The 22,498-nt window shown below is 63.9% G+C and carries 16 protein-coding genes and 3 pseudogenes; 8 read left to right on the forward strand and 11 right to left on the reverse strand.

Features of this window, described 5'->3' with window-relative positions:
- Positions 1–66 precede the first annotated feature (66 nt).
- Together malQ and HAP41_RS11065 are read left to right on the forward strand one after the other, a co-directional pair.
- Positions 67–2,027, forward strand: a pseudogene (gene malQ / locus HAP41_RS11060) (4-alpha-glucanotransferase).
- A 30-nt stretch (positions 2,028–2,057) separates the two neighbouring features.
- A pseudogene (locus HAP41_RS11065) lies at positions 2,058–3,865 on the forward strand (glycoside hydrolase family 15 protein).
- 56 nt (positions 3,866–3,921) lie between these two features.
- Here the strand turns inward: HAP41_RS11065 and HAP41_RS11070 are convergent.
- The 6 genes from HAP41_RS11070 to HAP41_RS11095 are packed head-to-tail and all read right to left on the reverse strand — an operon-like array spanning position 3,922 to position 11,437.
- Positions 3,922–4,734 carry an HAD family hydrolase gene (locus HAP41_RS11070; RefSeq protein ID WP_166102449.1) on the reverse strand — a complete coding sequence of 271 codons (813 nt, stop codon included), beginning with the start codon at positions 4,732–4,734 and terminating at the stop codon, positions 3,922–3,924.
- A 25-nt stretch (positions 4,735–4,759) separates the two neighbouring features.
- Positions 4,760–5,290 carry a gluconokinase gene (locus HAP41_RS11075; protein ID WP_166102445.1) on the reverse strand — a complete coding sequence of 177 codons (531 nt, stop codon included), beginning with the start codon at positions 5,288–5,290 and terminating at the stop codon, positions 4,760–4,762.
- The gene (pgl, locus tag HAP41_RS11080; RefSeq protein WP_166102439.1) at positions 5,277–6,026 is read right to left on the reverse strand and encodes a 6-phosphogluconolactonase; all 750 of its coding nucleotides are present in this window, start codon (positions 6,024–6,026) and stop codon (positions 5,277–5,279) included. The genes HAP41_RS11075 and pgl overlap by 14 nt, the downstream gene beginning before the upstream one ends.
- Entirely contained in the window at positions 6,026–7,537 is a 1,512-nt protein-coding gene (gene zwf / locus HAP41_RS11085) for a glucose-6-phosphate dehydrogenase (protein WP_166102436.1), read from the reverse strand. The genes pgl and zwf overlap by 1 nt, the downstream gene beginning before the upstream one ends.
- 40 nt (positions 7,538–7,577) lie before the next feature.
- Positions 7,578–8,576, reverse strand: coding sequence for a phosphogluconate dehydrogenase (NAD(+)-dependent, decarboxylating) (gene gnd / locus HAP41_RS11090; protein ID WP_166102432.1), 999 nt, complete (start codon positions 8,574–8,576; stop codon positions 7,578–7,580).
- An 11-nt stretch (positions 8,577–8,587) separates the two neighbouring features.
- Positions 8,588–11,437 carry a bifunctional transaldolase/phosoglucose isomerase gene (locus HAP41_RS11095; RefSeq protein WP_166102430.1) on the reverse strand — a complete coding sequence of 950 codons (2,850 nt, stop codon included), beginning with the start codon at positions 11,435–11,437 and terminating at the stop codon, positions 8,588–8,590.
- A 304-nt stretch (positions 11,438–11,741) separates the two neighbouring features.
- Between HAP41_RS11095 and HAP41_RS11100 the strand changes: the two genes are divergently transcribed.
- The 4 genes and pseudogenes from HAP41_RS11100 (at position 11,742) to HAP41_RS11115 (ending at position 17,483) form a co-directional block, all read left to right on the forward strand.
- Complete coding sequence (locus tag HAP41_RS11100) at positions 11,742–12,404, forward strand: STM3941 family protein (protein WP_166102428.1); 663 nt, start codon at positions 11,742–11,744, stop codon at positions 12,402–12,404.
- A 299-nt stretch (positions 12,405–12,703) separates the two neighbouring features.
- Positions 12,704–14,647 (forward strand): PrkA family serine protein kinase, encoded by a 1,944-nt coding sequence (locus HAP41_RS11105; RefSeq protein WP_063981411.1) that lies wholly within the window; start codon positions 12,704–12,706, stop codon positions 14,645–14,647.
- Positions 14,648–14,675: 28 nt separating this feature from the next.
- Positions 14,676–15,953, forward strand: a complete 1,278-nt coding sequence (locus tag HAP41_RS11110) for a YeaH/YhbH family protein (RefSeq protein ID WP_176400485.1) — start codon at positions 14,676–14,678, stop codon at positions 15,951–15,953.
- Positions 15,950–17,483 (forward strand): annotated as a pseudogene (locus HAP41_RS11115) (SpoVR family protein). The gene HAP41_RS11110 and the pseudogene HAP41_RS11115 overlap by 4 nt, the downstream one beginning before the upstream one ends.
- 231 nt (positions 17,484–17,714) lie before the next feature.
- Here the strand turns inward: HAP41_RS11115 and HAP41_RS11120 are convergent.
- From HAP41_RS11120 to HAP41_RS11140, 5 genes are all read right to left on the reverse strand, one after another.
- A complete protein-coding gene (locus HAP41_RS11120; RefSeq protein ID WP_166102421.1) occupies positions 17,715–18,155 on the reverse strand; it encodes a DUF1801 domain-containing protein in 441 nt (146 codons plus the stop codon).
- Positions 18,156–18,157: 2 nt separating this feature from the next.
- Entirely contained in the window at positions 18,158–18,376 is a 219-nt protein-coding gene (locus HAP41_RS11125) for a hypothetical protein (RefSeq protein WP_166102418.1), read from the reverse strand.
- 44 nt (positions 18,377–18,420) lie between these two features.
- Positions 18,421–18,852 (reverse strand): SRPBCC family protein, encoded by a 432-nt coding sequence (locus tag HAP41_RS11130; protein ID WP_166102416.1) that lies wholly within the window; start codon positions 18,850–18,852, stop codon positions 18,421–18,423.
- Entirely contained in the window at positions 18,849–19,172 is a 324-nt protein-coding gene (locus tag HAP41_RS11135) for an ArsR/SmtB family transcription factor (RefSeq protein WP_028147048.1), read from the reverse strand. The genes HAP41_RS11130 and HAP41_RS11135 overlap by 4 nt, the downstream gene beginning before the upstream one ends.
- A gap of 218 nt (positions 19,173–19,390) precedes the next feature.
- Positions 19,391–19,822 carry a DsrE family protein gene (locus HAP41_RS11140; RefSeq protein ID WP_175618536.1) on the reverse strand — a complete coding sequence of 144 codons (432 nt, stop codon included), beginning with the start codon at positions 19,820–19,822 and terminating at the stop codon, positions 19,391–19,393.
- A 231-nt stretch (positions 19,823–20,053) separates the two neighbouring features.
- Here HAP41_RS11140 and HAP41_RS11145 point away from each other — a divergent pair, with 231 nt between their 5' ends.
- Positions 20,054–20,500: an STM3941 family protein gene (locus HAP41_RS11145; protein WP_224580884.1), complete on the forward strand. Its 447-nt coding sequence runs from the start codon at positions 20,054–20,056 to the stop codon at positions 20,498–20,500.
- Positions 20,501–20,899: 399 nt separating this feature from the next.
- Positions 20,900–22,486 carry an SUMF1/EgtB/PvdO family nonheme iron enzyme gene (locus HAP41_RS11150; protein ID WP_166102399.1) on the forward strand — a complete coding sequence of 529 codons (1,587 nt, stop codon included), beginning with the start codon at positions 20,900–20,902 and terminating at the stop codon, positions 22,484–22,486.
- The last annotated feature ends 12 nt before the right edge of the window (positions 22,487–22,498 follow it).

Raw genomic sequence — 22,498 nt, forward strand, 5'->3', positions numbered from 1 at the left:
CCTCTTCCACGACCTCGTTAAATTCCCTGCCCCCGGCCGGATGACGGCCTGCAAGCTGCGTGCCGAATGGATCTTTTAGCTCAAGCCCGGATCAAGGGCGTTCAGTCCGAATTCGTCGATGCCCTCGGAAAGCTGCGGGTCACCGATCCCGTGGCCCTCAAATCCATCCTCGAGGCCCTGCCGGAGAAGCGGGTTTACCGCTTCGTCGGCGGGCCCGTGGTGGTGCGCGCCCTGGGACATCCGCGCACCGAATTGACGACAATCGGCGCGCCGCCGCTGCAATGGACATTGCGCGCAAACGGCAATGTGATCGCGCAAGGCGAGACCCACGAGCCTGTGATCGCCTGGCCCGCCGGCCTGCCGCTCGGTTATCACCGGTTGACGCTGACCGATGCCAAGGGTGTTGCGGAAGAGGTGCCGATGATCGTGGCGCCCGAACGCGCCTTCGGCGGCGATTTAGCCCGAGGCTGGTTGCTCGCCGTGCAGCTCTACAGCGTCCGCTCGGAGCGCAATTGGGGCATCGGCGATTTCACCGACCTCGCCGATCTCGTCCGGCTCGCCAGGCAGCTCGGCGCCGATGGCGTCGGGCTCAATCCGCTGCATGTCCTGTTCGACAACCACCCCGCCGATTGCAGCCCCTATTCGCCGAACAGCCGGCTGTTTCTCAACCCGCTCTATATCGACGTCGAGGCGATCCCGGAATTTTCCGCCGACCTCGTCCCCGACGCGGCTGCGACCACCGCGCGGCTGCGCGAAGGCGATCGCGTGCCCTATGCGGACATGGCGGCGCTGAAATGGCTCGGCCTGCGCGCCGCCTACAACAGTTTCGTGACAAGCGCGAGCGAGGCGCGCCGCAAGGAATTCGACGCCTTCCGCGCGGACCGCGCGCCGCTGTTGTCCCGCTTTGCCTGCTTCGAGGTGCTGCGGCATCGCTTCACCGGGCCTTGGTGGGAATGGCCGCAAGAGTGGCAGCAGCCGGATGAAGCCAAATGCGCCGAGCTCCGCAACGGTCCCGACAAGCGTGAGGTCGAGTTCGTCGAATTCGTGCAATGGACGGCCGATAGCCAATTGCATGCCGCCAAGGAATTGGCCGGCCAGCTCGGCATGCGCGTCGGGCTCTATCTCGACGCGCCGTCGGCGTGCAGTCCAACGGCTTCGACGCCTGGAACGAGCAGATGGCGATTTCGCGCCATCTTGCCGTCGGCGCGCCGCCCGACGTGCTCAACACCGTCGGGCAGGATTGGGGCCTTGCCGGCTTCAATGCCGGTGGTCTGGAGGCGCAATCCTTCGTGCCGTTCGCCGACATGCTGGCCGCCTCGATGCGCCATGCCGGCGCGATCCGGCTCGATCACGTGCTTGGCTTGAAACGGCTGTATCTGGTGCCGCGCGGCTTCAAGCCGGACAACGGCGCCTATGTGCAGATGCCGTTCGAGGCGCTGCTCGGCGCCGTGGTGCGCGAGAGCGCGGCGCACAAATGCATCGTGATCGGCGAGGACCTCGGCACCGTCCCGGAAGGTTTCCGCGAGACGATGCAGGATTTCGGCATCTGGTCCTACCTCGTCATGATGTTCGAGCGCGACGATGCCGGCCGCTTCCGCAATGCCGACCATTACCGGCCCAATGCGCTGGTCACGCTGAACACGCATGATCTGTGCACCTATGCCGGCTGGCGCTCCTTCGGCGATCTCAAGATGAAGCGCTCGCTCGGGCTCGACTCCGGCGAGAACGACCAGGCGCGCTGGGATGCGCTCGGCAGGCTCGACGAGATCCTGCGCCAGAACGGCATCAACGCCAACGATCTCTATTCGGTGCTCGCCTTCCTGTCGCGGACGCCGTCGCGTCTGCTGGCGGTGTCGCTGGAGGATCTGCTCGGCGTGATTGACCAGCCCAACATTCCCGGTACGATCGACGAGCATCCGAACTGGCGCCAGCGCCTGCCGGTGGCGCTCGACAAGATCGCCGCCAAGGTCGATGTTACGGCCTTGAAGGCGGCGACGCGGGAACGCTCGTTGACCGGCGGGAGTTGAAACGGCGGATTTTCCGGGGCTCGTGACACATTGGCTCAGAGGATCGAGGACTATGCGCTGATCGGCGATTGCGAGACCGCAGCGCTGGTCGGGCGCGACGGCTCGATCGACTGGCTGTGCTGGCCGGCCTTCGATTCCGATGCCTGCTTTGCCGCGATCCTCGGCACGCACAAGAACGGCCGCTGGCTGATCGCGCCGGGCGAAGACACGACCTCCATCTCGCGCCGCTATCTCGGCAACACCCTCATCCTCGAAACGCGCTTCGAGACCAGGAGCGGCGCCGTTGCGCTGATCGACTTCATGCCGCCGCGCGGCAAGGCCTCCGACATCGTGCGGCTGGTCCGCGGCCTCACGGGCACGGTGAAGATGCGGATGGAGCTCGTCATCCGCTTCGGCTTCGGCGTCGACATTCCCTGGGTGCGACGCATCGACCATTCGCTGCTGGCGATCGCCGGCCAGGACATGACGGTGCTTCGCACCCCGGTGGAGACCCGCGGCGAGGATCTGACCACGGTCTCCGACTTCGACGTGAAGGCCGGTGAGACGGTGCCGTTCGTGCTGACCTACGGCCCCTCGCATCTCGATCCGCCCGCGCCGATCGATCCGGAGATCGCCTTCCAGGAGACAGAGAAATTCTGGAACGAATGGTGCAGCCGCTGCACCCGCGACGGCGAATATCACGATCTGATCGTACGCTCGCTGATCACGCTGAAGGCGCTGACCTTCGCCCCCACCGGCGGCATCGTCGCGGCGCCCACCACCTCGTTGCCGGAAAAGCTCGGCGGCGCCAGGAATTGGGATTACCGCTTCTGCTGGTTGCGCGATGCGACCTTCACGCTGCTGGCGCTGATGAACTCGGGTTACACCGAGGAAGCGTTGGCCTGGCACAATTGGCTGCTGCGCGCGGCGGCAGGCTCGCCGGCGGACATGCAGATCATGTACGGCATCTGGGGCCAGCGGCGTCTGCTGGAATGGGAAGCGGGCTGGCTCGACGGTTATGAGGGCGCCCAACCGGTGCGCGTCGGCAACGCCGCGCATGCGCAGCTCCAGCTCCAGCTCGACGTCTACGGCGAACTGATCGACGCCTTCCACCAGTCCGCATGGCGAAGCTGAAGCTCGACGACGAGACGACCTGGGCGCTGGAATGCGCCGTGCTCAACCATCTCGCCGAGGTCTGGGACCATCCCGACAACGGCATCTGGGAGCTGCGTGGACAGCCGAAGCACTACGTGTTCTCCAAGGTCATGACCTGGGTCGCCTTCGACCGCGGCATCAAGAGCGCCGAGACCTTTGGCTTCAAGGCGCCGCTCCTACATTGGCGTGCCCTGCGCGAAGCCATTCATCGCGATGTCTGCAACAAGGGATTTGACGCGGAGGAGAATGCCTTCGTCGACTTCTATGGTTCAAAGCTGCTTGATGCCAGTGTGCTGCTGCTGCCGGCCGTCGGCTTCCTGCCGCCATCGGACCCGCGCATTCGGGGCACCATCGCCGCCGTCGAGAAACACATGATGCGCGACGGTTTTGTGCTGCGCCACGATCCACGCGAAGTGTCCGAGGAGACGCAGCCGATCGAGGGTGCGTTCCTGGCGTGCAGCCTGTGGCTGGCCGATGCGCATGTGCTGGCGGGTGATCTCGACAAGGCGCAAGCCTTGCTCGATCGCGTGGTCGGCATCGCGAACGACGTCGGCCTCTTGGCCGAAGAATATGATTCAGGCGCCCAACGCCAGACCGGCAATTTCCCGCAGGCCTTGACCCACATCGCGCTGATCAACACCGCGCACAATCTCTCGGCCGCGAGGCAGGAGAGCGAGAAGCCGGCGGTTCAGCGGTCGAAGTAAGGGGGGAGGGAACGCACCTCCGTCGCGGCGTCAGTCGAGTCTCATCTCATCAGATCTCAGCCCACCCCGTTCCGCTTCAAAATCACCTCCATCGCCTCCGCGAAGCCGTCCTGTTCGTTGGTTGCGGTGACGTGGGTGGCCTGGTCCTTGACGCTGTCGGTGGCATTGCCCATGGCGATCGAGGTGCCGCTGACGCGGAACATCGCAAGGTCGTTCTGCATGTCGCCGATGGTGGCGACCGCGTCGGTGGAAATCCCAAGGCGCTTGGCCATGGCTTGCACGAAGGTGCCCTTGTCGAAGCCGGGCGGGGTGATGTCGAGATAATAGGTCTGCGAGCGCACCGCGGTGGCCGCGCTGCCGAGCGCCTCCTGCATCGCCTTCTCGCAACGCTCCAGGCCGGCGGCATCGGCGCTGGCGCCGACGATCTTGCAGGCGCTCGCAAGGTACGGCGAAAAATCCGTTACGATGGTGGGATCGGAGCGGATCGTGTGCTGCTCGTGCGCGACGTATTTACCATCAGGGTTGTCGATCAGCCATTTGTCGGTGGTGAAGAGCCAGATGTCGGCGCCGAACTCCCGGAGGATCTGCAAGGACCGCTCGGCGGCGCTCGCCGGGATCAGGTGCTGCTCGACCGGATGCATCTCGGGATCGACGATCGAGGAGCCGTTGAACGGGCCGATCGGCAGCCAGAGCGCCAGCGGCTCGACCAGGAACCGCATGCCGATCGCGGGGCGGCTGGAGGTGATGGTGAAGCCGATGCCGGCCTTGTGCAGCCGCTGGACCGCGGACCGCGCGCGCTCCGTCAGCGTCTTGTCCTTGGTCAGCAACGTGCCGTCGACGTCGGAGACGACCAGTGAGATTTTCGTCATGGCAGGACCTCAGGGTTTGTCGGCCTCAGCGTTTCGCCCCGCTCAGCTTCAATTGCCGGACCACGCCGTCCACGATCGCCTCGACAGATTCGTCGATCGAGACGGTGACGACGTGCTCGCCGGCCTCGGGCGGCTCCAGCGTCGTGAATTGGCTCGTCAGCAGTCCGGGCGGCATGAAATGGCCCTTGCGTTGCGCGAGGCGGGCGGCGATCAGCTCCTTGGTGCCCCTCAGGAAGACGAAGCGGACGTCGTCGCGTCCGCGCAGCAGCACGTCGCGATAGGTGTGCTTCAGCGCCGAGCAGGCGATGATCACGTGCTCGCCCTTGTCGCAAACCCGGTCGATCTCGTCGGCGATGGCGTTGAGCCAGGGCCAGCGGTCCTCGTCGGTGAGGGGATGGCCCGCCCGCATCTTCTCGACATTGCTGGCTGGGTGAAAGCTGTCGCCGTCCTCGAAACGCCAGCCGAGCCGCTGCCCGAGCGCCTCCGCAACCGTACTCTTGCCTGAACCCGACACGCCCATCACGATCAACGCACAAGGTGCTTCAACGCCCGCCACGAATTCCCTCCGGAAGCGCGGCCTGGTCGACCAGCCAGACGGTCTCACCATTCGAGCGCGCGCGTACAGCCGGCAGAGTCTCGCCATTGAGCAGGCGCGTCAAGATCGGCTGCTTGTCGTGCCCGGCAATCTCGAACAGCATTTCGCGGCAGGAGGCCAAGGCGGGCAGGGTCAGCGACACCCGCGGCACGAACGGCGCGACATTGGCCTTGGGGACGCCGACCACCCAGCGTGCGGTCTCCTCGATCGCGGGGTAGCCGGGGAAGAGCGAGGCGGTGTGGCCGTCCGGGCCCGCGCCCATCAGGACCATGTCGAACAGCGGCCGTGCCGGATCGAGGTTTTCGGCGCCGTAGAAGGACTGAAGCTCGCGCGCATAGGCCTCGGCACCCGCTTCGGGGCTTTCAGCCGTGGTCGGGATCGGGTGAATATGCCCGGACGGCGCATTGCGGTCGAGAAAGGTCGCGCGCGCGACTGCCATGTTGTTGAGGGGATCGCTCGAAGGCACGAAACGCTCGTCACCGATGAACCAGTGCACGCGGTCCCACGGGATCTTGCCGCGATACGCCTCGCTGCCGAGCAATTGATAGAGCTTCTTCGGGCTGGAGCCGCCGGTGAGGCAGATCGCGATCCGCCCGGGATTGGCTGATATCCGCGCCATCACCCGTTCGGCTGCGGCCTGCGCCAGCGCCTCGGCATCGGCCTCGACGATCAGCTTCGGCTGGTCGGCCGCTGCCATCACGTAAACTTCCGCCAGCTTCGCCCGTCGCGCCGGAGCAGCTCATCGGCGCAGGCGGGGCCGTCGCTGCCGGCGGAGTAGGTCTCGATGCCGTTGGTGCCTTCACTTTTCCAGGCGTCCAGGAACGGCTGCACCGCCTGCCATCCGGCCTCGATGCCGTCGGCGCGCTGGAACAGGATGTTGTCGCCGATCATGCAGTCGTAGATCAGCGTCTCGTAGCCGGTCGAGGGGTCGGCGCGGAAATAGTCGCCGTAGCGGAATTTCATCTCGACGCCGTCGATGGTGATGCTCGGCCCCGGAATCTTGGCGTTGAACTGCAGCTCGATGGTCTCGGTCGGCGCGATGCCGATGGTGAGGAAGTTCTGCGACAGGCGGTCGACATCCGTGCCTGAGAACATCGACAGCGGCGCCTGCTTGAACTTGATCGCCACTTCCGTGCGCTTGTGGCCGAGCGCCTTGCCGGTGCGCAGATAGAACGGCACGCCGGCCCAGCGCCAATTGTCGATCATCAGCTTCAGCGCGACGAAGGTCTCGGTGGTGCTGCCGGGCTTGACGTCCTCGGTCTTGCGATAGTCCGTGATCTCGTCGTCGCCGATGCGGCCGGCGAGATATTGCGCGCGCACCGAATTCTTCAGCGCCTCTTCCCGGGTCGGCTCCTGGATCGACGTCAGCACGTCGGCCTTTTCGGAGCGCACGGAATGCGCATCGAACCGCGCCGGCGGCTCCATCGCGACCAGCGACATCAGCTGGAACAGATGGTTCGGCACCATGTCGCGCAGTGCGCCGGTGGCATCGTAGAAGCCGCCGCGATGGCCGACGCCGAGCTTCTCCTCCACGGTGATCTGGATGTGATCGATATGGTTGCGATTCCAGATCGGCTCGAACATGCCGTTGGCAAAGCGCAGCACCAGGATGTTCTGCACCGTCTCCTTGCCGAGATAATGATCGATCCGGTAGATCTGGTGCTCGTCCATGATCTTCAAGAGCTCGGCATTCAGCGCCTTGGCTGACGCGAGATCGGTGCCGAACGGCTTTTCGATTACGAGCCGACGCCAGGCGCCGTTCTCCTTCATCATGCCGGTGCGGCCGAGCTCGCGCGCAGTCGGCGCGAACGCGGCAGGCGGCGTTGCCAGATAGAACAGTCGGTTGCCGCCGGTGTCCTGCGCGCATTCCAGCGAATCCAGATGCGCGCGCAAGCGGTCGAAGGACGGGGGATCCTTCGGATCGGCCTCGACGAAGGTCACGCATTCCAGCAGCTTTCGGGCGATGTCGTCGTCCACGGGACGGGTCGCGAACTGGCGCAGGCCCTTCAACAGGCTGTCGCGCAGCTCGTCATCCGACTGACGGTTGCGGGCCACGCCGACGACGCAGAACTTCTCCGGCAGCAGGTGCTCGGCGGCGAGATTGTAGAGCGACGGCATCACCAGCCGATGGGTGAGGTCACCGGTCGCGCCAAAGATGACGAAGGCGCAATTTTCGGGCTTGCGCTTGGCCTGCGGGTCTTTTGTCACGAATGATCGGCCTTCGCTCTGTTACTTGTTACTTCGGCTCTTATTTGGGTTTCGAAGCGCCCGGCTGCTTCGGCTCCTTGTGGCCGCCGAAACCCGCGCGCATTGCGGAGAGAATTTTTTCGGCGAAGGTGTGTTCCTTGCGGGAACGGAAACGTGTGTAGAGGGCCGCGGTCAAAACTTCGGCCGGCACGGCCTCGTCGATCGCCGCATTCACGGTCCAGCGGCCTTCGCCGGAATCCTCGACGAAGCCGGAATATTCCGCCAATGCAGGGCTGTCGGCGAGCGCCGTCGAGGTGAGGTCGAGCAGCCAGGACGGGATCACGCTGCCGCGCCGCCAGACCTCCGCGATATCGGCAAGGTCGAAATCATAGCGATGATCCGCCGGCAAGGCCTCGATGTTGGCATTCTTGAGGATGTCGAAACCTTCGGCATAGGCCTGCATCAGGCCGTATTCGATGCCGTTGTGGATCATCTTGACGAAATGACCGGCGCCCACGGGGCCTGCGTGGATGTAGCCCTGCTCGATGCGGGGATCGCGCCCCTCACGTCCCTCCGTGCGCGAAATGTCGCCGGCGCCGGGCGCAAGCGCGGCGAAGATCGGATCGAGCCGGTCGACCACCTGCTTCTCGCCACCGATCATCATGCAATAGCCGCGGTCGAGCCCCCAGACACCGCCTGAAGTGCCGACGTCGACATAATGGATGCCGCGCTCCTTCAGCGCCTTGCCGCGGCGGACGTCGTCCTGCCAGAACGTGTTGCCGCCGTCGATGATGACGTCGCCGGCCTGCATCACGCCCGCGATGGTGTCGATCGTCGTCTCGGTGATGTGGCCGGCCGGCAGCATCACCCAGGCTGTGCGCGGCCGCTCCAGTTTGGCGACGAACTCTTCCAGCGTCGCCGAGCCCTGCGCGCCGTCTGCGGCGAGACCCGCGACGGCCTTGGCGTCCTTGTCGTAGACCACGGTCGTATGACCATGGCGCATCAGGCGGCGAACGATGTTGCCGCCCATCCGGCCGAGGCCGATCATGCCGAGTTGCATCGAGATATTCCTTAATTCAGCGCATCGTTAAGCGCGGCGTTGAGCGCCGCGAGGCCTTTCTTGAGCCCGCCCTTGAGGTGGACCCTGAGCGCGCGCCGGCCGCGCTCGGTGAGCACGTCGAAGTCGCCGCGCGCCTGCGCGGCCTTGATCACGCCGAAGCTCGCCTTCTGGCCCGGCACCGACAAGTCCTTGGCATCGTCGGCCGTGATCTGGAGAAACACGCCGCTGTCGGGCCCGCCCTTGTAGGCCTGCCCGGTCGAATGCAGGAAGCGCGGCCCGAACTCGGCGCAGGTCGCGACGTGACGCTTCTCGCGCACTTCGAGACGCATCGTCTGGAGTGCGTCGATCGTCGCCTTGTCGCGCGCGATGTAGCCGAGCAGGGCGACATAGTCGCCATGGCCCGAGCGGGAGAGATGCGCTTTCAGCCACGAGGTGAGGTCGCCGTTGGCGCCGGCGGCGCGCAGCGCCGTGGCGTTGGCCTCGTCGGTGTAGAGATCGGCCTCGTCGGTGCTGACCACCGGCTGTTCGGCCGGCAATGCGCCGGTCCTCTCGAACGACGCGGTGAGCTCGCGGGTCTTGATCTTGGCCGCTTCCACGTCCGGCTGGTCGAACGGGTTGATGCCGAGGATGCTGCCGGCGACCGCCGTCGCCATCTCGAAGCGGAAGAACTCCTGACCGAGATGGTCGATCGATTTCATCACGATGCGCACGACGGGATGGCCGGCGGCTTCGACCGCGGCAAGCTTGGAGTCATGCGCTGGGTCCGCTTCGCCTTCGGTGCGAATGTCGATGAAGAAGCGGTCGTTGCCGTAGAGCGCGGGCTCGCCGAGCGGTTCGCCGGCGATCGGGATCAGGCCCTTGCCTTCCTTGCCGGTCGATTCCGCGATCAGCTGTTCGGCCCAGGCGCCGAAATCGGCGATCTTCTTCGACGACAGGATCGTCACCTTGTCGCGCCCTTCGAGGCCAGCGAGGCCCATGGCAAGGCCGAGCTGGACGCCCGGGTTCTCACCTGGCGGCACGTCGGGTCCGCAGGAGCGGGCCATGGAGAGCGCGTGCTTGATCAGCGTCTTGACGTCGATGCCCGCGGTCGCCGCCGGCACCAGGCCGAACGGCGAGAGCACCGAATAGCGGCCGCCGATCGAGGGTTCGCCATGGAAGATGCGGGCGTAGTTGAGGCTCTTCGCCGCCTTCTCCAGCGACGAGCCGGGATCGGTCACCGCGATGAAGCGATGGCCGGTCTTCACTTTCGGCCCGACCGCCTGTGCGACGCGTTCGTGGAAATAATCCTTCATCGCGTTCGGCTCGGTGGTCCCGCCGGATTTGCTGGACACGATGAACACGGTGTTGGCGATGTCGATCCTGGCCTCCATTGCCCGGACCTGTGCCGGATCGGTGGAATCCAGCACGTGCAATTTCGGGAAGCCGGACTTCCGCGCAAAAGTCTCGGCCAGCACCTCGGGGCCGAGGCTCGATCCGCCCATGCCGAGCACGACGGCATCGGAGAACTTTTGGCCCTTCACGCGGCTCGCATAGTCCTCGTAGTCGGCGACGTCGGCCTTCGCCGCGCTGTCGAGCCAGCCGAGCCATTTGTCCTCGTCGGTGCCGGTCCAGACCGATTTGTCGCGCTGCCACAGCCTGCGGATCTTTGCCGAGGCGCGCCATTCCTCGGTGCTCTTGGCCACCGCCTTGCCGAGGCCGTCGCCGAGCGAGAGAAGCTGGTGGTCGATCGCAGGCCCGAGCACGGTCGCCCGCTTGTGGGCGACGGCGCCATAGAGCTTGTCGGCGGCATCGGCGAACTGCTTGACGCCGTCCTTGACGAGCTCCTCGGTGATCGCCTCGAGCGAGACGCCGGAGCGCTCCAGTTCTTCCAGCACGCGGCGGGCGTCGTCGACGTTCTCTTCAAGGCTGTCGCGCGGCTTGCCGTGGTCGCGGAACGCGTCGAGCGTCGCCGGCGGCACGGTATTGATGGTGTCGGGACCGATCAGCTCCTCGACATAGAGGACGTCGCTGTAGTCCTTGTTCTTGGTGCCGGTGGAGGCCCACAGCATCCGCTGCGGCTTGGCGCCCTTGGCAGCCAACTTGTCCCAGCGCGCGCCGGAAAACAGGCGCTTGTAATCCTGGTAGGCGACCTTGGCGTTGGCGATCGCGACCTTGCCCTTCAGCGCGGCGAGCCGCTCCTTCTCGGATGGATCGTTGGCGCGGGCGATCTTCTCGTCGAGCTGCTTGTCGACGACCGAGTCGATGCGGCTGACGAAGAAGCTCGCGACGCTCGCCACGTGCGACGGGTCGCCGCCGCCGGCGACATATTTTTCCAGACCGGCGAGATAGGCCTCGGCGACCTGGAGGTAGACGTCCCTGGCGAACAACAGCGTGATGTTGATGCTGATGCCGTCGCCGATCAGCGTCTCGATCGCCGGCAGGCCCTCCGGCGTCGCCGGCACCTTCACCATCAGGTTCTTGCGGTCGACATCCTTCCAGAGCCGCCGCGCCTCGGCGACCGTGCCGGCGGTGTCCATCGCCAGATAGGGCGAAACTTCCAGGCTGACATAGCCGTCGCCGGCCCTCAGGCGGTCATAGACCGGGCGGAGCACGTCCGCGGCGTTCTGGATGTCCTCGATCGCGACGGCCTCGAACAGGTCGGCCACGGTCCGGTCGCCGCGCTTCAGCGCCTTGCCGATCGGGGCGTCATACTCGTCCGAACTGCCGATCGCCTTCTCGAAGATCGACGGGTTGGAGGTGACGCCCTTGACGCCGTCGGTGTCGATCAGCCGCTTCAGGTCGCCCTTGGCGATGAAGCCGCGGGCCAGGAAGTCCAGCCAGACGGCTTGTCCGTGCTTTTCCAGTTCTTTGACGGGATTCATGATGTTTATTTATCTCCAAGCCTGCGGGCGAGGGGTTTCCGCGCCGGTCCTGACGCGCTATCCTCTAGCCTACATGCTCCCGGGAGGGAACCAATCAAGGGGACTAAGGCGTCTACCCTCCAGTGTAACTCCGTCGCGATCATGGCGATCCAGGCGGAAGTAGCCGTGTTGCGTAAAAAGTCGTCGGCCGGAACAATGGCCAAGGGCTCGTTACCAACGTAGCCGCTTCGTCTCGTCAGCCCAGTCTGCGTGGAGTGTCATCAGCGGATTACGGTCCGCCTGATAGATCGTCGCTCGGCCGCGAATGGCCATGCTGGGGAAAAGCATGCACGCACATCATGACCGCCTTACGCTCGCTGTTGCCGACAGCCCGCAATCGGTCGCGCCGGCCGCATGCATCGATGCGACCCACGATCTCGAAATCAGTCCATGTACGACCCAGCTGCGGCTGCTGGTCGCGGCGGGTTTCGCATTGACCCTGTTCAGCGCGACCCTTGCCTTCGACTGGTGGGACGGTCTGGGCGACTACGATACGACGGTCGGCTATGCCGGCGTCGTGCTGTTCGGCCTGGTGACCGGCCGGCTGATCTGGCTGCTGCCCGCCGAGCGGGGACCGGTGGTGATCGTCACCCCCTATGGCATCCGCGACCTCCGCATCGGCAACGAATTTCTGCTGTGGGACTCGATTGCGGAGATTTCGGCTGAGGAAGGCCGCGGCCACAAGGCGATCGTGCTGACGCTGACGCCGGCCTTGCAGCGGCAGCTCTGCACCATCAGCACCTTGGCGCCCCGCGCGGAGAATGAACGGCAGAATGAACGGATTGTCATCCGCTCCGAGGGTTTGGCGACCGATTTTGATACACTGCTGCGCGCTTGCCACGATTGTCATGCTGCGAGCGCTGCGCGCACCGCATTGCAGCAGGAAGATGAACGCGGCACGCAAGGCTTCGCCGTACAAGCGTCATAAGATTGCCGCTCGCAGATCGCTCCATGTTGCAGTGCCGGATGGGCTCATCCCCGGTAATGCCCGGATGTTGCGACCAAGTGACATTTTCTGGAAATGAGCGAAGATAGATACAGATTCGCACAAATTACAGGCATGTGCCTGTTCGTAACTCAACGAGTGCCTACGTTGTGCGTTGCGTCGTGTTGGCACCAGGGTGTCCAATGATCGTCATGTGCTCACGCTGATTCGAGACGGCCTGAGGAACGGTCCGGTAACTGCTTTCGTTTCAGCTTGTGGCGGAACTCACGCGGAGAGGGATCATGTATAACGATTCTCTATTCAACGCTTTCGCTAAGTCGTTCGAGGCGAGAAGCCAACACGACATGTCGATGGCGGAATATCTGGAATCGTGTCGAAGCGATCCCATGAAATACGCGAACGCGGCCGAACGACTGCTAGCAGCGATCGGTGAGCCTCAGACGATTGACACGGCCAAGGACCCACGCCTTGGCCGTATTTTTTTGAACCGCACCATCCGGACCTATCCGGCCTTCGCCGGCTTCTACGGCATGGAAGAAACCATCGAGCGCATCGTCGGTTTCTTCCGTCACGCGGCGCAGGGGCTCGAAGAGCGCAAGCAGATCCTCTATCTGCTCGGCCCGGTCGGCGGCGGCAAATCCTCGCTCGCCGAGCGGCTCAAGTCGCTGATGGAAGTGCAGCCGATCTACGTGCTCAAAGCCGGCGATGAATTGAGCCCGGTGTTTGAAAGCCCGCTCAGCCTGTTCGATCCCGATCATCTCGGACCAATGCTGGAAGAGAAGTACGGCATTCCGCGCCGTCGCCTCACCGGCCTGATGAGCCCGTGGTGCTACAAGCGGCTGGAAGCCTTCGGCGGCGACATTTCTCAGTTCAGAGTCGCAAAAATCCAGCCGTCGCGGCTGCGCCAGATCGCGGTCTCCAAGACCGAGCCTGGTGACGAGAACAACCAGGACATCTCCTCGCTGGTCGGCAAGGTCGATATCCGCAAGCTCGAGACCTACGCGCAGAACGATCCCGACGCCTACAGCTATTCGGGCGGCCTCAACCGCGCCAACCAGGGCATCCTTGAATTCGTCGAGATGTTCAAGGCGCCGATCAAGATGCTGCACCCGCTGCTCACCGCAACGCAGGAGGGCAACTACATCGGCACCGAGAATATCGGCGCGATCCCGTTCACCGGCGTGATCCTCGCGCACTCGAACGAAGCCGAGTGGTCGAGCTTCAAGGCCAACAAGAACAACGAGGCCTTCATCGACCGCATCTGCGTGATCAAGGTGCCGTACTGCCTCCGGGCCACCGAAGAGCAGAAGATCTACGAAAAGCTGATCCAGGGCTCGGAGCTGGCGGCCGCGCCGTGCGCACCCTCGACCCTGGAGACGTTGGCGCGGTTCTCGGTGATGTCGCGCCTGCGCAAGCACGAGAACTCCACGTTGTTCGGCAAGATGCGGGTCTATGACGGAGAGAGCCTGAAGGAATCCGATCCGAAGGCACGGAGCGTCCAGGAATATCGCGATGCCGCCGGCGTCGACGAAGGCATGGACGGCGTCTCCACCCGATTTGCCTTCAAGATCCTGGCTGCGACCTTCAACCACGATCCGCAGGAAGTCGCCGCCGACGCCGTGCATCTGATGTACGCGCTGGAGCAGTCGATCCGCCGCGAGCAACTCCCGGAGGAAGTCGAGAAGCGCTATCTCGAATTCATCAAGGCGGACCTGGCGCCGCGCTACGCCGAGTTCATTGGCAACGAGATCCAGAAGGCCTATCTCGAATCCTACTCGGATTACGGCCAGAATCTGTTCGACCGCTACGTCGACTACGCCGATGCCTGGATCGAGGATCAGGACTTCAAGGATGCCGACACCGGCCAGCTGCTCGATCGCGAGCTTTTGAACCAGGAACTGACCAAAATCGAGAAGCCGGCGGGCATCGCCAACCCGAAGGACTTCCGCAACGAGGTGGTCAAATTCTCGTTACGGTCGCGGGCCCAGAACGGAGGCAAGAATCCGACCTGGATTTCCTACGAGAAGATTCGCGACGTGATCGAAAAGCGGATATTCTCGCAGGTCGAGGACCTGCTTCCGGTCATCTCCTTCGGGTCGAAGAAGGACGGCGAGACGGAGAAGAAGCACGGCGAGTTCGTCGCACGCATGGTGGAGCGCGGCTACACCGAGCGTCAGGTTCGCCGGCTCGTCGAATGGTACATGCGTGTGAAGCAGGCCGGTTGAGGCGGATGGAGCGGATGGAAAAGTGCCCATTCACATTATTGACAGGCGCCTGAATCCAGGCGGCAAGAGTCTTGAGAACCGGCAGCGGTTCTTGCGTCGGGCCAAATCCCTGGTGCAGGGCGCCGTCAAGAAGACCTCGCAGGAACGCGACATCAAGGACGTCCTGGAGGGTGGTGAGGTCACGATACCGCTCGACGGCATGCACGAGCCGCGTTTCCGCCGTGAAGGCGGAACGCGCGACATGGTGTTGCCCGGGAACAAGAAGTTCATCGAGGGCGATTACCTCCAGCGATCCGGCCAGGGCAGCGCCAAGGATTCCGGTCCCGGCGAAGGCGACAGCGAGGACGCGTTCCGCTTCGTCCTCTCCCGCGACGAGTTCGTGGATCTGTTCCTCGACGACCTTGAGCTGCCGGATCTTGCCAAGCGCAAGATCGCGCAGACCGAGAGCGAGGGCATCCAGCGCGCCGGCTACACCACGTCCGGCTCGCCCGCCAACATCTCGGTCAGCCGGACGGTGAAGCTCGCGCTGGCGCGGCGCATCGCGCTCAAGCGTCCCCGCAAGGAGGAGATCGAGGAACTGGAAGCCGCGATCGCGGCATGCACCGACGAGGACGAGCGTGTGCTGCTGCTCGCCGAGCTCGAAAAGCTGAAGGCAAAGACCAAGCGCATTCCCTTCGTCGATCCGCTCGATATCCGCTATCGCCGCTACGAGAAGGTGCCGCGGCCGGTCGCGCAGGCGGTGATGTTCTGCCTGATGGACGTCTCCGGCTCGATGTCCGAGCACATGAAGGATCTCGCCAAGCGCTTCTACATGCTGCTCTACGTGTTCCTGAAGCGGCGCTACAAGCATGTCGAGATCGTCTTCATCCGCCACACCGACCGCGCCGAGGAGGTGGACGAGCAGACTTTCTTCTACGGTCCGGCCTCGGGCGGCACGCTGGTCTCCAGCGCGCTCCACGCCATGCACGAGATCGTGCGCGAGCGTTTCAATCCGGCGGACTGGAACATCTACGCCGCGCAAGCCTCCGACGGCGACAATTCCTATTCCGACGGCGAGCTCACGGGCATGCTGCTGACCGACAAGATCCTGCCGGTCTGCCAGTTCTTTGCCTATCTCGAGGTCGGGGAGGCCGGCGGCAGCGCCTTCGATCTCTCCGACTCCTCGCTCTGGACCCTCTACGACCGCCTGCGCAACAGCGGCGCACCGCTCTCGATGCGCAAGGTCAGCGAGCGCAGCGAGATCTTCCCGGTGTTCCACGATCTGTTCCAGCGCCGCGAAACTTCCCAGGAGAAAGCCGCTCCATGACGGAACGCTTGTTCGAAGGCGCCGATTGGGATTTCCGCACGTTGCAGCGCATCACCGATGCCTGCGAGGAGGTGGCGACGAAGGATCTCGGGCTCGACGTCTATCCGAACCAGATCGAGGATCACCGCCGAGCAGATGCTGGATGCCTACTCGTCCGTCGGCATGCCGCTGTTCTACAAGCACTGGTCGTTCGGCAAGCACTTCGCGTTCCACGAGGCCTCGTATCGCAAGGGCCTGATGGGGCTTGCCTATGAGATCGTGATCAACTCCTCGCCCTGCATCTCCTATCTGATGGAGGAGAACACGGCGACGATGCAGACGCTGGTGATCGCCCACGCCGCCTTCGGCCACAACCACTTCTTCAAGAACAACTATCTGTTCAAGCAGTGGACCGACGCCGACGGCATTCTGGACTATCTCGACTTTGCCAAGAACTACGTGATGACCTGCGAGGAGCGCTACGGCCGCGTCGAGGTCGAGCGCACCCTGGATGCCGCGCATGCGCTGATGTCGCACGGCATCGACCGCTATCCCGGCAAGAAGAAGCTGGATCTGCGCGCCGAGGAAAAGCGGGCGGGGCGCCGCCGTCAGCACGAGGAGGAGGTCTTCAACGACCTCTGGCGCACCGTGCCGAAGGGGGCGTCGAAGACCCGCTCCGCGCTCAGCATCGAACGCCGCCGCAAGCTGCTCGGCCTGCCGCAGGAAAACCTGCTCTACTTCCTGGAGAAGAGCGCGCCGCGGCTGGCGCCCTGGCAGCGCGAGCTTTTGCGCATCGTCCGCCACATCGCGCAATATTTCTATCCGCAGAGCCAGACCAAGGTGATGAACGAGGGGACGGCGACCTACGTCCACTATCGCATCATGACCAAGCTGCATCAGCAAGGCCGCATCTCCGACGGCAACTTCCTCGAATTCCTGCAGTCGCACACCAACGTGGTGTTCCAGCCCGAATTCGACGATCCGCGCTTCTCCGGCTTCAATCCCTATGCGCTCGGCTTTGCCGTGATGCAGGATATCGAGCGCATCGTCACCCGGCCGGAGGACGAGGACCGCGAGTGGTTCCCCGACATTGCCGGCAAGAACGACGTGATGGGTGTGCTGCGCGACGTCTGGGCCAACTACCGCGACGAAAGCTTCATCGCGCAGTTCCTGAGCCCGAAGCTGATGCGGCACTTCCGCATGTTCCACCTGCACGACGATCCCGAGGAGCGCGCCGGCATCCGGGTCGATGCCATTCACGACGATCGCGGCTTCCGCCGGGTGCGGCGCGAGCTGGCGCGGCAGCATGATGTCGGCTTCATCGATGCCAACATCGAAGTGGTCGACGTCGATCTCTCCGGCGACCGCCGGCTGATCCTGCATCACCACGTCATCAAGGGCTCGCAGCTCAACGAGACCGACGCCAAGCGCGTGCTCCAGCACCTCGCCGATCTCTGGACTTACGACGTCTCGCTGATCGAGGTCGATGCCAACGACATGGTCCTGCGCGAATATGTCGTAAGCCCGCGCCCGATCCCGGTGGCGGCCTGAGGCGGCTGGCAGCTACTGGAACATCGACGTGGCGGATAGCTCGCCCGCGGCCAATCCTTCGAGACGCCCGCCTCTGGCGGGCCCTCAGGATGAGGACGGAGTGTGCGGGAGCTATGTCGACAGACAGCGCTTCTGCTTAGCCTCATCCTGAGGAGACCGCGGAGCGGTCGTCTCGAAGGACGAGGCGCTTGCTCTGGCCGTCACCAAGAATTTGCGTCGACTTGACGTGGTCTAAGTCGATCGCTTCTTCGCCGGCTTCTTCTTGGACCCATTCAGCTCCACCGCCGCGCGCATGAGTGCCTTCAACGCTTTCTCGTTGATCTTCTCGCCTTCGCGAATGTCGATCGCGCGCCGCACGTTTCCGTCGAGGCTGGAATTGAACAGGCCGGCCGGGTCGTCCAGCGCCGCGCCCTTTGCAAAAGTCAGCTTCACGACGGCCTTGTAGGTCTCGCCGGTGCAGATGATGCCGTCGTGCTCCCACACGGGAACGCCGCGCCATTTCCATTCCTCGACGACCTCAGGATCGGCCTGCTTGATCAGGCCGCGGATTCGCCCCAGCATCTCGCCGCGCCAGTCGCCGAGTTCCTTGATCCTGCCGTCGATCAGTTTGGAAGGCGAAGCGCCGTCCGTCTTGGTCGCGCTGCTTGTGTTCGCGGTCACGGCCTTCTTCATGATCACGCCTCTTGCCGCGCGCCGCTGCGACGGCTGACATGGGGCAGCGCGAACATGTAGAGCCCGGTCGCGAGCAACGGAATCAGCGGGACGAATGCCAGCAGCCCGATCCACGTGGCCTGGATTTGCAGCGCCAGGGCAACAATGTTCGCGATGACGGCGAGCGTGAAAGCAAGCGACAGCCAGCGATGGATTTGTCGAACCCACATATTTCCGGTCAATGAAACCTCCTCTTGAGATGATCGAATGAAGGCCGGCGACGGACCTAGTCAGCCCGCGCCAGCACCTCGTCCAGCTTGGCGAAAAACTGCTTCCAGCCGGCATGCGCGCCGCCATAGGCCTGTTTCAGCGTCGGGCTGAAGCCCGCCTGCTCGACGCGCAAATGCGTGCCCGCGTTCGTCGGTGTCAGTGTGAAGGTCGCCACGCTTTTCAGATCGAACGCCGCGTCCTCATGCGAGAAATTCCAAGTATAGGCGAGCGCGCGCTGCGGCTCGATGGTGAGGACCTCGCAGTCCAGCACGCCGCCCCATTCGCCGCGAAGATTGAAGCGATGACCGACGACCGGCTTGAAGTCGTTCTTCATCAGCCATTCCTCGATCAGATGCGGCTGCGTCAGCGCGCGCCAGATCCGCTCGGCCGGGAAGGCAAATTCGCGCTCGATCACCACGGAGCGCATCTCGGCGGCAGCTTCGGTCATTGGTCCATCCTCTTCAGGAGATCGTCGAGAGCATCGAGCCGGTTCTGCCAGAAGCCTGCCATCTGGCCGGTCCAGTCGATCAGCGGATTGAGCGCGCCGGGCTGCGCGCTGTAGTGGGTCTGGCGTCCCGCATGGCGGTCGCGCACCAGCCCGGCCTGCTTCAGCGCGCCGAGATGTTTTGAGACCGCCGGCTGGGAAACGCCTGACGTCGCCGTCAGTGCCCCGACCGTCTGCTCGCCCTCCCGGCACAGCCGCTCGAAGATCGCCCTCCGGGTCGGATCGGCGAGCGTCCTGAACAGAAGATCGTGCGCGGCGGACATGTGAAATCCATAACCCATAAGTTATGGATAAACTCATAACCGTAGAGTTATGGGTAAGTCAAGTGCGATGGGAGGATGCGGCGCTCGCCGGCGCAACCCTATCGACCGTCATTGCGAGGAGCCCTTGCGACGAAGCAATCCAGTCTGCCTCCGCGGAGGGACTGGATTGCTTCGCTGCGCTCGCAATGACGGAGAATGTGGCGGCGCCGCGCGCAGCCCTAAGGCCGCAGGTAGAGATAACCCTGCGACTGGAGTTCGGCCAAACGGACCACGCCGCCTTTCTCCGCGCTGACGAAGCCCGGCAGCAAACCCGTCAGCGTGACGTTCTGCGCCTTCATGGTGTTGGCGCACGCCGCGAGCTCGACACCGTCCTTGGAGAAATCGCCGACGCGCTTGCCGACGTCGGGGTTGGCCTGCGCCCGGTGGAACGCCTTCAGCGCCGGCCCGTGAATCACCAGCGCGATGGTGACGTGTTGGGGACCGCCGACGCCGTCAATGTGGTTCTGGATGTTGCCGAGCACGAAATTGACCTTCTCGGCGTCGCTGAGGTGATAGACGACCTTGAGTTTGTTGCCCGTGCCGGCTTCCGTCGCGGCCTTCGCGCTGGAGCCGCCAAGCGCCGCGCCCAGGGCCGAGACGGCGCTCCACAAGATGCTCCGGCGGTTTTCATGATCGCACCGGGCGCGTGAACCATTGACGGCCGCATCGGAGGGGGGGGTGAGAGCCGACTGGCGGTTAGTCGCAAGCCGAACGCCGAGCATTCAAGTGCCGATGCCTTGCATTCCCGTGGGCAGCCTCGCGCAAGGTTCCAGTCCTAATAACTCGGGAGAAGGGGCGTTCGTAAACCCAGGGTTGCTGCAAAAGGCTGGTGGCGGTCGAACATGTCCGTAGGTCAGAACTTGCCCAACATTACGATCGGCTATTCCCGGGGACGGCTGCTGGTGTTTTTCGGCGCCGGTCTGCTGCTGACGCTGCTCTGCGCTGCGCTCGCATTCATGTGGCAGCAAGGCAAGAACATCACCACGTTCGAGGTCGCCGCCTGCTATGTCGGTGCGGTGTTTTTCGGCCTCGCCACCTTCAGGATGCTCTGGAGGTTGATCTCGGCCAGGTCGCCGGTCGTCTTCATCAGCCGTGTCGGCATTCGCGACCTCAGGCTCGCCGACGAGACCATCGCCTGGAGCTCCGTGCGGAAGATACAGATCTGGGAGCAGCGCCTGCAGAAGTTCGTGGTGCTCAAGCTCGATCCTCTTGTCGCAGGGCGATTCTCCGGGGGCTTCCTGAGGCGTGCGGTGTCGCTGATGAACAAGACGCTTGGCGCTGACAGGTGATCGTCAATGCGGGCGGCCTGACCATGGACGTCAAGACATTGCTCGAGACCTGCAAGCAATATTGGGGCGCCGGACGACCGGCCCCTTCGGACCACTCCGTGCCGGAGCCTGAACCGGCGCCCGAGGCTGTCAGCTGAAGCGGGCGAGGAATCGCCAGCATCGGGTAAGATGCCGCGCATCGCAGCGGCGGTCGAAGCAGGCATAGGCTGCGCTGCCGGGTGGTCGCGCGAGGCTTAGTCCGCTGTCGGTCCGAGAAGGTTCAATCCTTGCGGCGATTCTGCCCGGGAACTCGGCGCCGCTGATTTCTACGAGATTGTCGCGGATCATCAATGTGATAGTCTTCACAGACAGCTGAAATTCGATGTCGTAAGCTCACCCGCGTTTGTGGAGTTCCCCGCAATGGGCGAGATTCGTAACTTCAGATCCGGAAATCATGACGAGCCGCCTCCACACGGCTCGATGCCTCGTCGTCTCGCCGCAATCATCGTCGGTGACATCGCTTCCTACAGTCGCTTGATGCAGGCCGACGAGGAAGGCACGCATGTTCGCGTCAAGCGGATCGAGCGGGATCTCATCGAGCCCAGCATCGTCGAACACCATGGAACGTTGGTGAAGACGACGGGAGACGGCTTCATCGCGATCTTCGACAGTCCGGTCGAGGCCGTTCGCTGCAGCATCGTCATTCAGCAGAATCTCGTCGGGCGCAACGCTTCGCTTCCGAAGGACTCCCGGATCGAATATCGGATTGGCGTCAATCTCGGTGACGTCATCGTGGAGCCGGACGACGTCTACGGCGACGGCGTCAACATCGCCACGCGCATCGAGGGTATCGCCGAGCCCGGTCAGGTCTACATCTCCGGCGCGATCTACGAGCAGATCAAGCACAAGGTGGTATGCGGCTATGAGTCGCTCGGCGACCGCAAGGTCAAGAACATCACCGATCCGGTGCGCGTCTATCGCGTGCTGCCGGACGCAGATGCGGTTGGGAGGACGCGAGGCCGGCGCGAGAATACCCTGATCTTCCTTCTGGGCGTCACGCTCCTCGTGATCGCTTCCGGTGTGTTGTGGTATCTGCTGGCGCAGCCGTCGGGCAGGGCGAACCAGCAGGCCGCCGCGCCGACTGCTGCTCCGGTCGCATCGCCGAGCCCGCAACCTGCACCGCGAGAAGCCGCGACACAAACGCCGCAGCCGTCTCCTTCATTGGCGGCATCGTCTCCATCGCCCGCTCCGGCGCCAAGTGCTCCGGCGCCAAGTGCTTCCGCGCCAAGTGCTTCGACGTCGAGTCCAGCACCAAGCCCATCGGCCACGTCGCTCCGCGAACCCGAGATGATCGCCATTCGCGGCGGCAGCTTCGCGATGGGAAGCAATGACGATCCGACCGAACGTCCCGTCCACCAGGTCACGGTCAAGCCGTTCTCGATCGGAAAGTATCCGGTGACCGTGCGGGAATGGAACGAATGCGCGGCTGCAAAGGCGTGCGGCTTCACTGCCATCGGCAAGGACGATGCGCCGATCACCAATGTGAGCTGGACCGACGCGCAGCAATATGCGGCCTGGCTCGCGCGGACCACGAAGAAGTCGTATCGGCTTCCGAGCGAGGCCGAATGGGAATACGCGGCGCGCGGAGGGACGCAGACGAAATATTGGTGGGGCGACAAGCTCCAGCCGGGCATGGCGGGATGCAAGGATTGCGGTGACCTCGCGGCCGAGCAGCCGGCGAAGGTCGGCAGCTTCAAGCCGAATCCGTTCGGCCTCCACGATATGGGTGGCGGTGTCGATCAGTGGGTCGAGGACTGCTGGCGCAGGACCTATCAGGGCGCACCCGGTGACGGCTCGGCATGGACCGGCGGGGACTGCTCGTCGCATGTCCTGCGCTCGGGTTCATGGAAGAACGATTCGAGATATGTGAGGCCGTCCAACCGCGATGGCTACGACACCAATGTTCGTTATCCGACGCATGGATTCCGCGTTGCGCTAAGTCCTTAAGTGGTGGAGTCA

This window comes from Bradyrhizobium barranii subsp. apii (assembly GCF_011516635.5).
Taxonomy (GTDB): domain Bacteria; phylum Pseudomonadota; class Alphaproteobacteria; order Rhizobiales; family Xanthobacteraceae; genus Bradyrhizobium; species Bradyrhizobium barranii.

Excerpts from the sequence above, each read along its gene's own strand:
- HAP41_RS11150 (WP_166102399.1), top strand. The coding sequence starts at position 20,900 with ATGGGCGAGATTCGTAACTTCAGATCCGGAAATCATGACGAGCCGCCT.
- HAP41_RS11070 (WP_166102449.1), bottom strand. The coding sequence starts at position 4,734 with ATGACGAAAATCTCACTGGTCGTCTCCGACGTCGACGGCACGTTGCTG.
- pgl (WP_166102439.1), bottom strand. The coding sequence starts at position 6,026 with ATGGCAGCGGCCGACCAGCCGAAGCTGATCGTCGAGGCCGATGCCGAG.
- HAP41_RS11105 (WP_063981411.1), top strand. The coding sequence starts at position 12,704 with ATGTATAACGATTCTCTATTCAACGCTTTCGCTAAGTCGTTCGAGGCG.
- HAP41_RS11100 (WP_166102428.1), top strand. The coding sequence starts at position 11,742 with ATGGCCATGCTGGGGAAAAGCATGCACGCACATCATGACCGCCTTACG.
- HAP41_RS11135 (WP_028147048.1), bottom strand. The coding sequence starts at position 19,172 with ATGTCCGCCGCGCACGATCTTCTGTTCAGGACGCTCGCCGATCCGACC.
- HAP41_RS11145 (WP_224580884.1), top strand. The coding sequence starts at position 20,054 with ATGTCCGTAGGTCAGAACTTGCCCAACATTACGATCGGCTATTCCCGG.
- HAP41_RS11130 (WP_166102416.1), bottom strand. The coding sequence starts at position 18,852 with ATGACCGAAGCTGCCGCCGAGATGCGCTCCGTGGTGATCGAGCGCGAA.
- HAP41_RS11095 (WP_166102430.1), bottom strand. The coding sequence starts at position 11,437 with ATGAATCCCGTCAAAGAACTGGAAAAGCACGGACAAGCCGTCTGGCTG.
- gnd (WP_166102432.1), bottom strand. The coding sequence starts at position 8,576 with ATGCAACTCGGCATGATCGGCCTCGGCCGGATGGGCGGCAACATCGTT.
- HAP41_RS11120 (WP_166102421.1), bottom strand. The coding sequence starts at position 18,155 with ATGAAGAAGGCCGTGACCGCGAACACAAGCAGCGCGACCAAGACGGAC.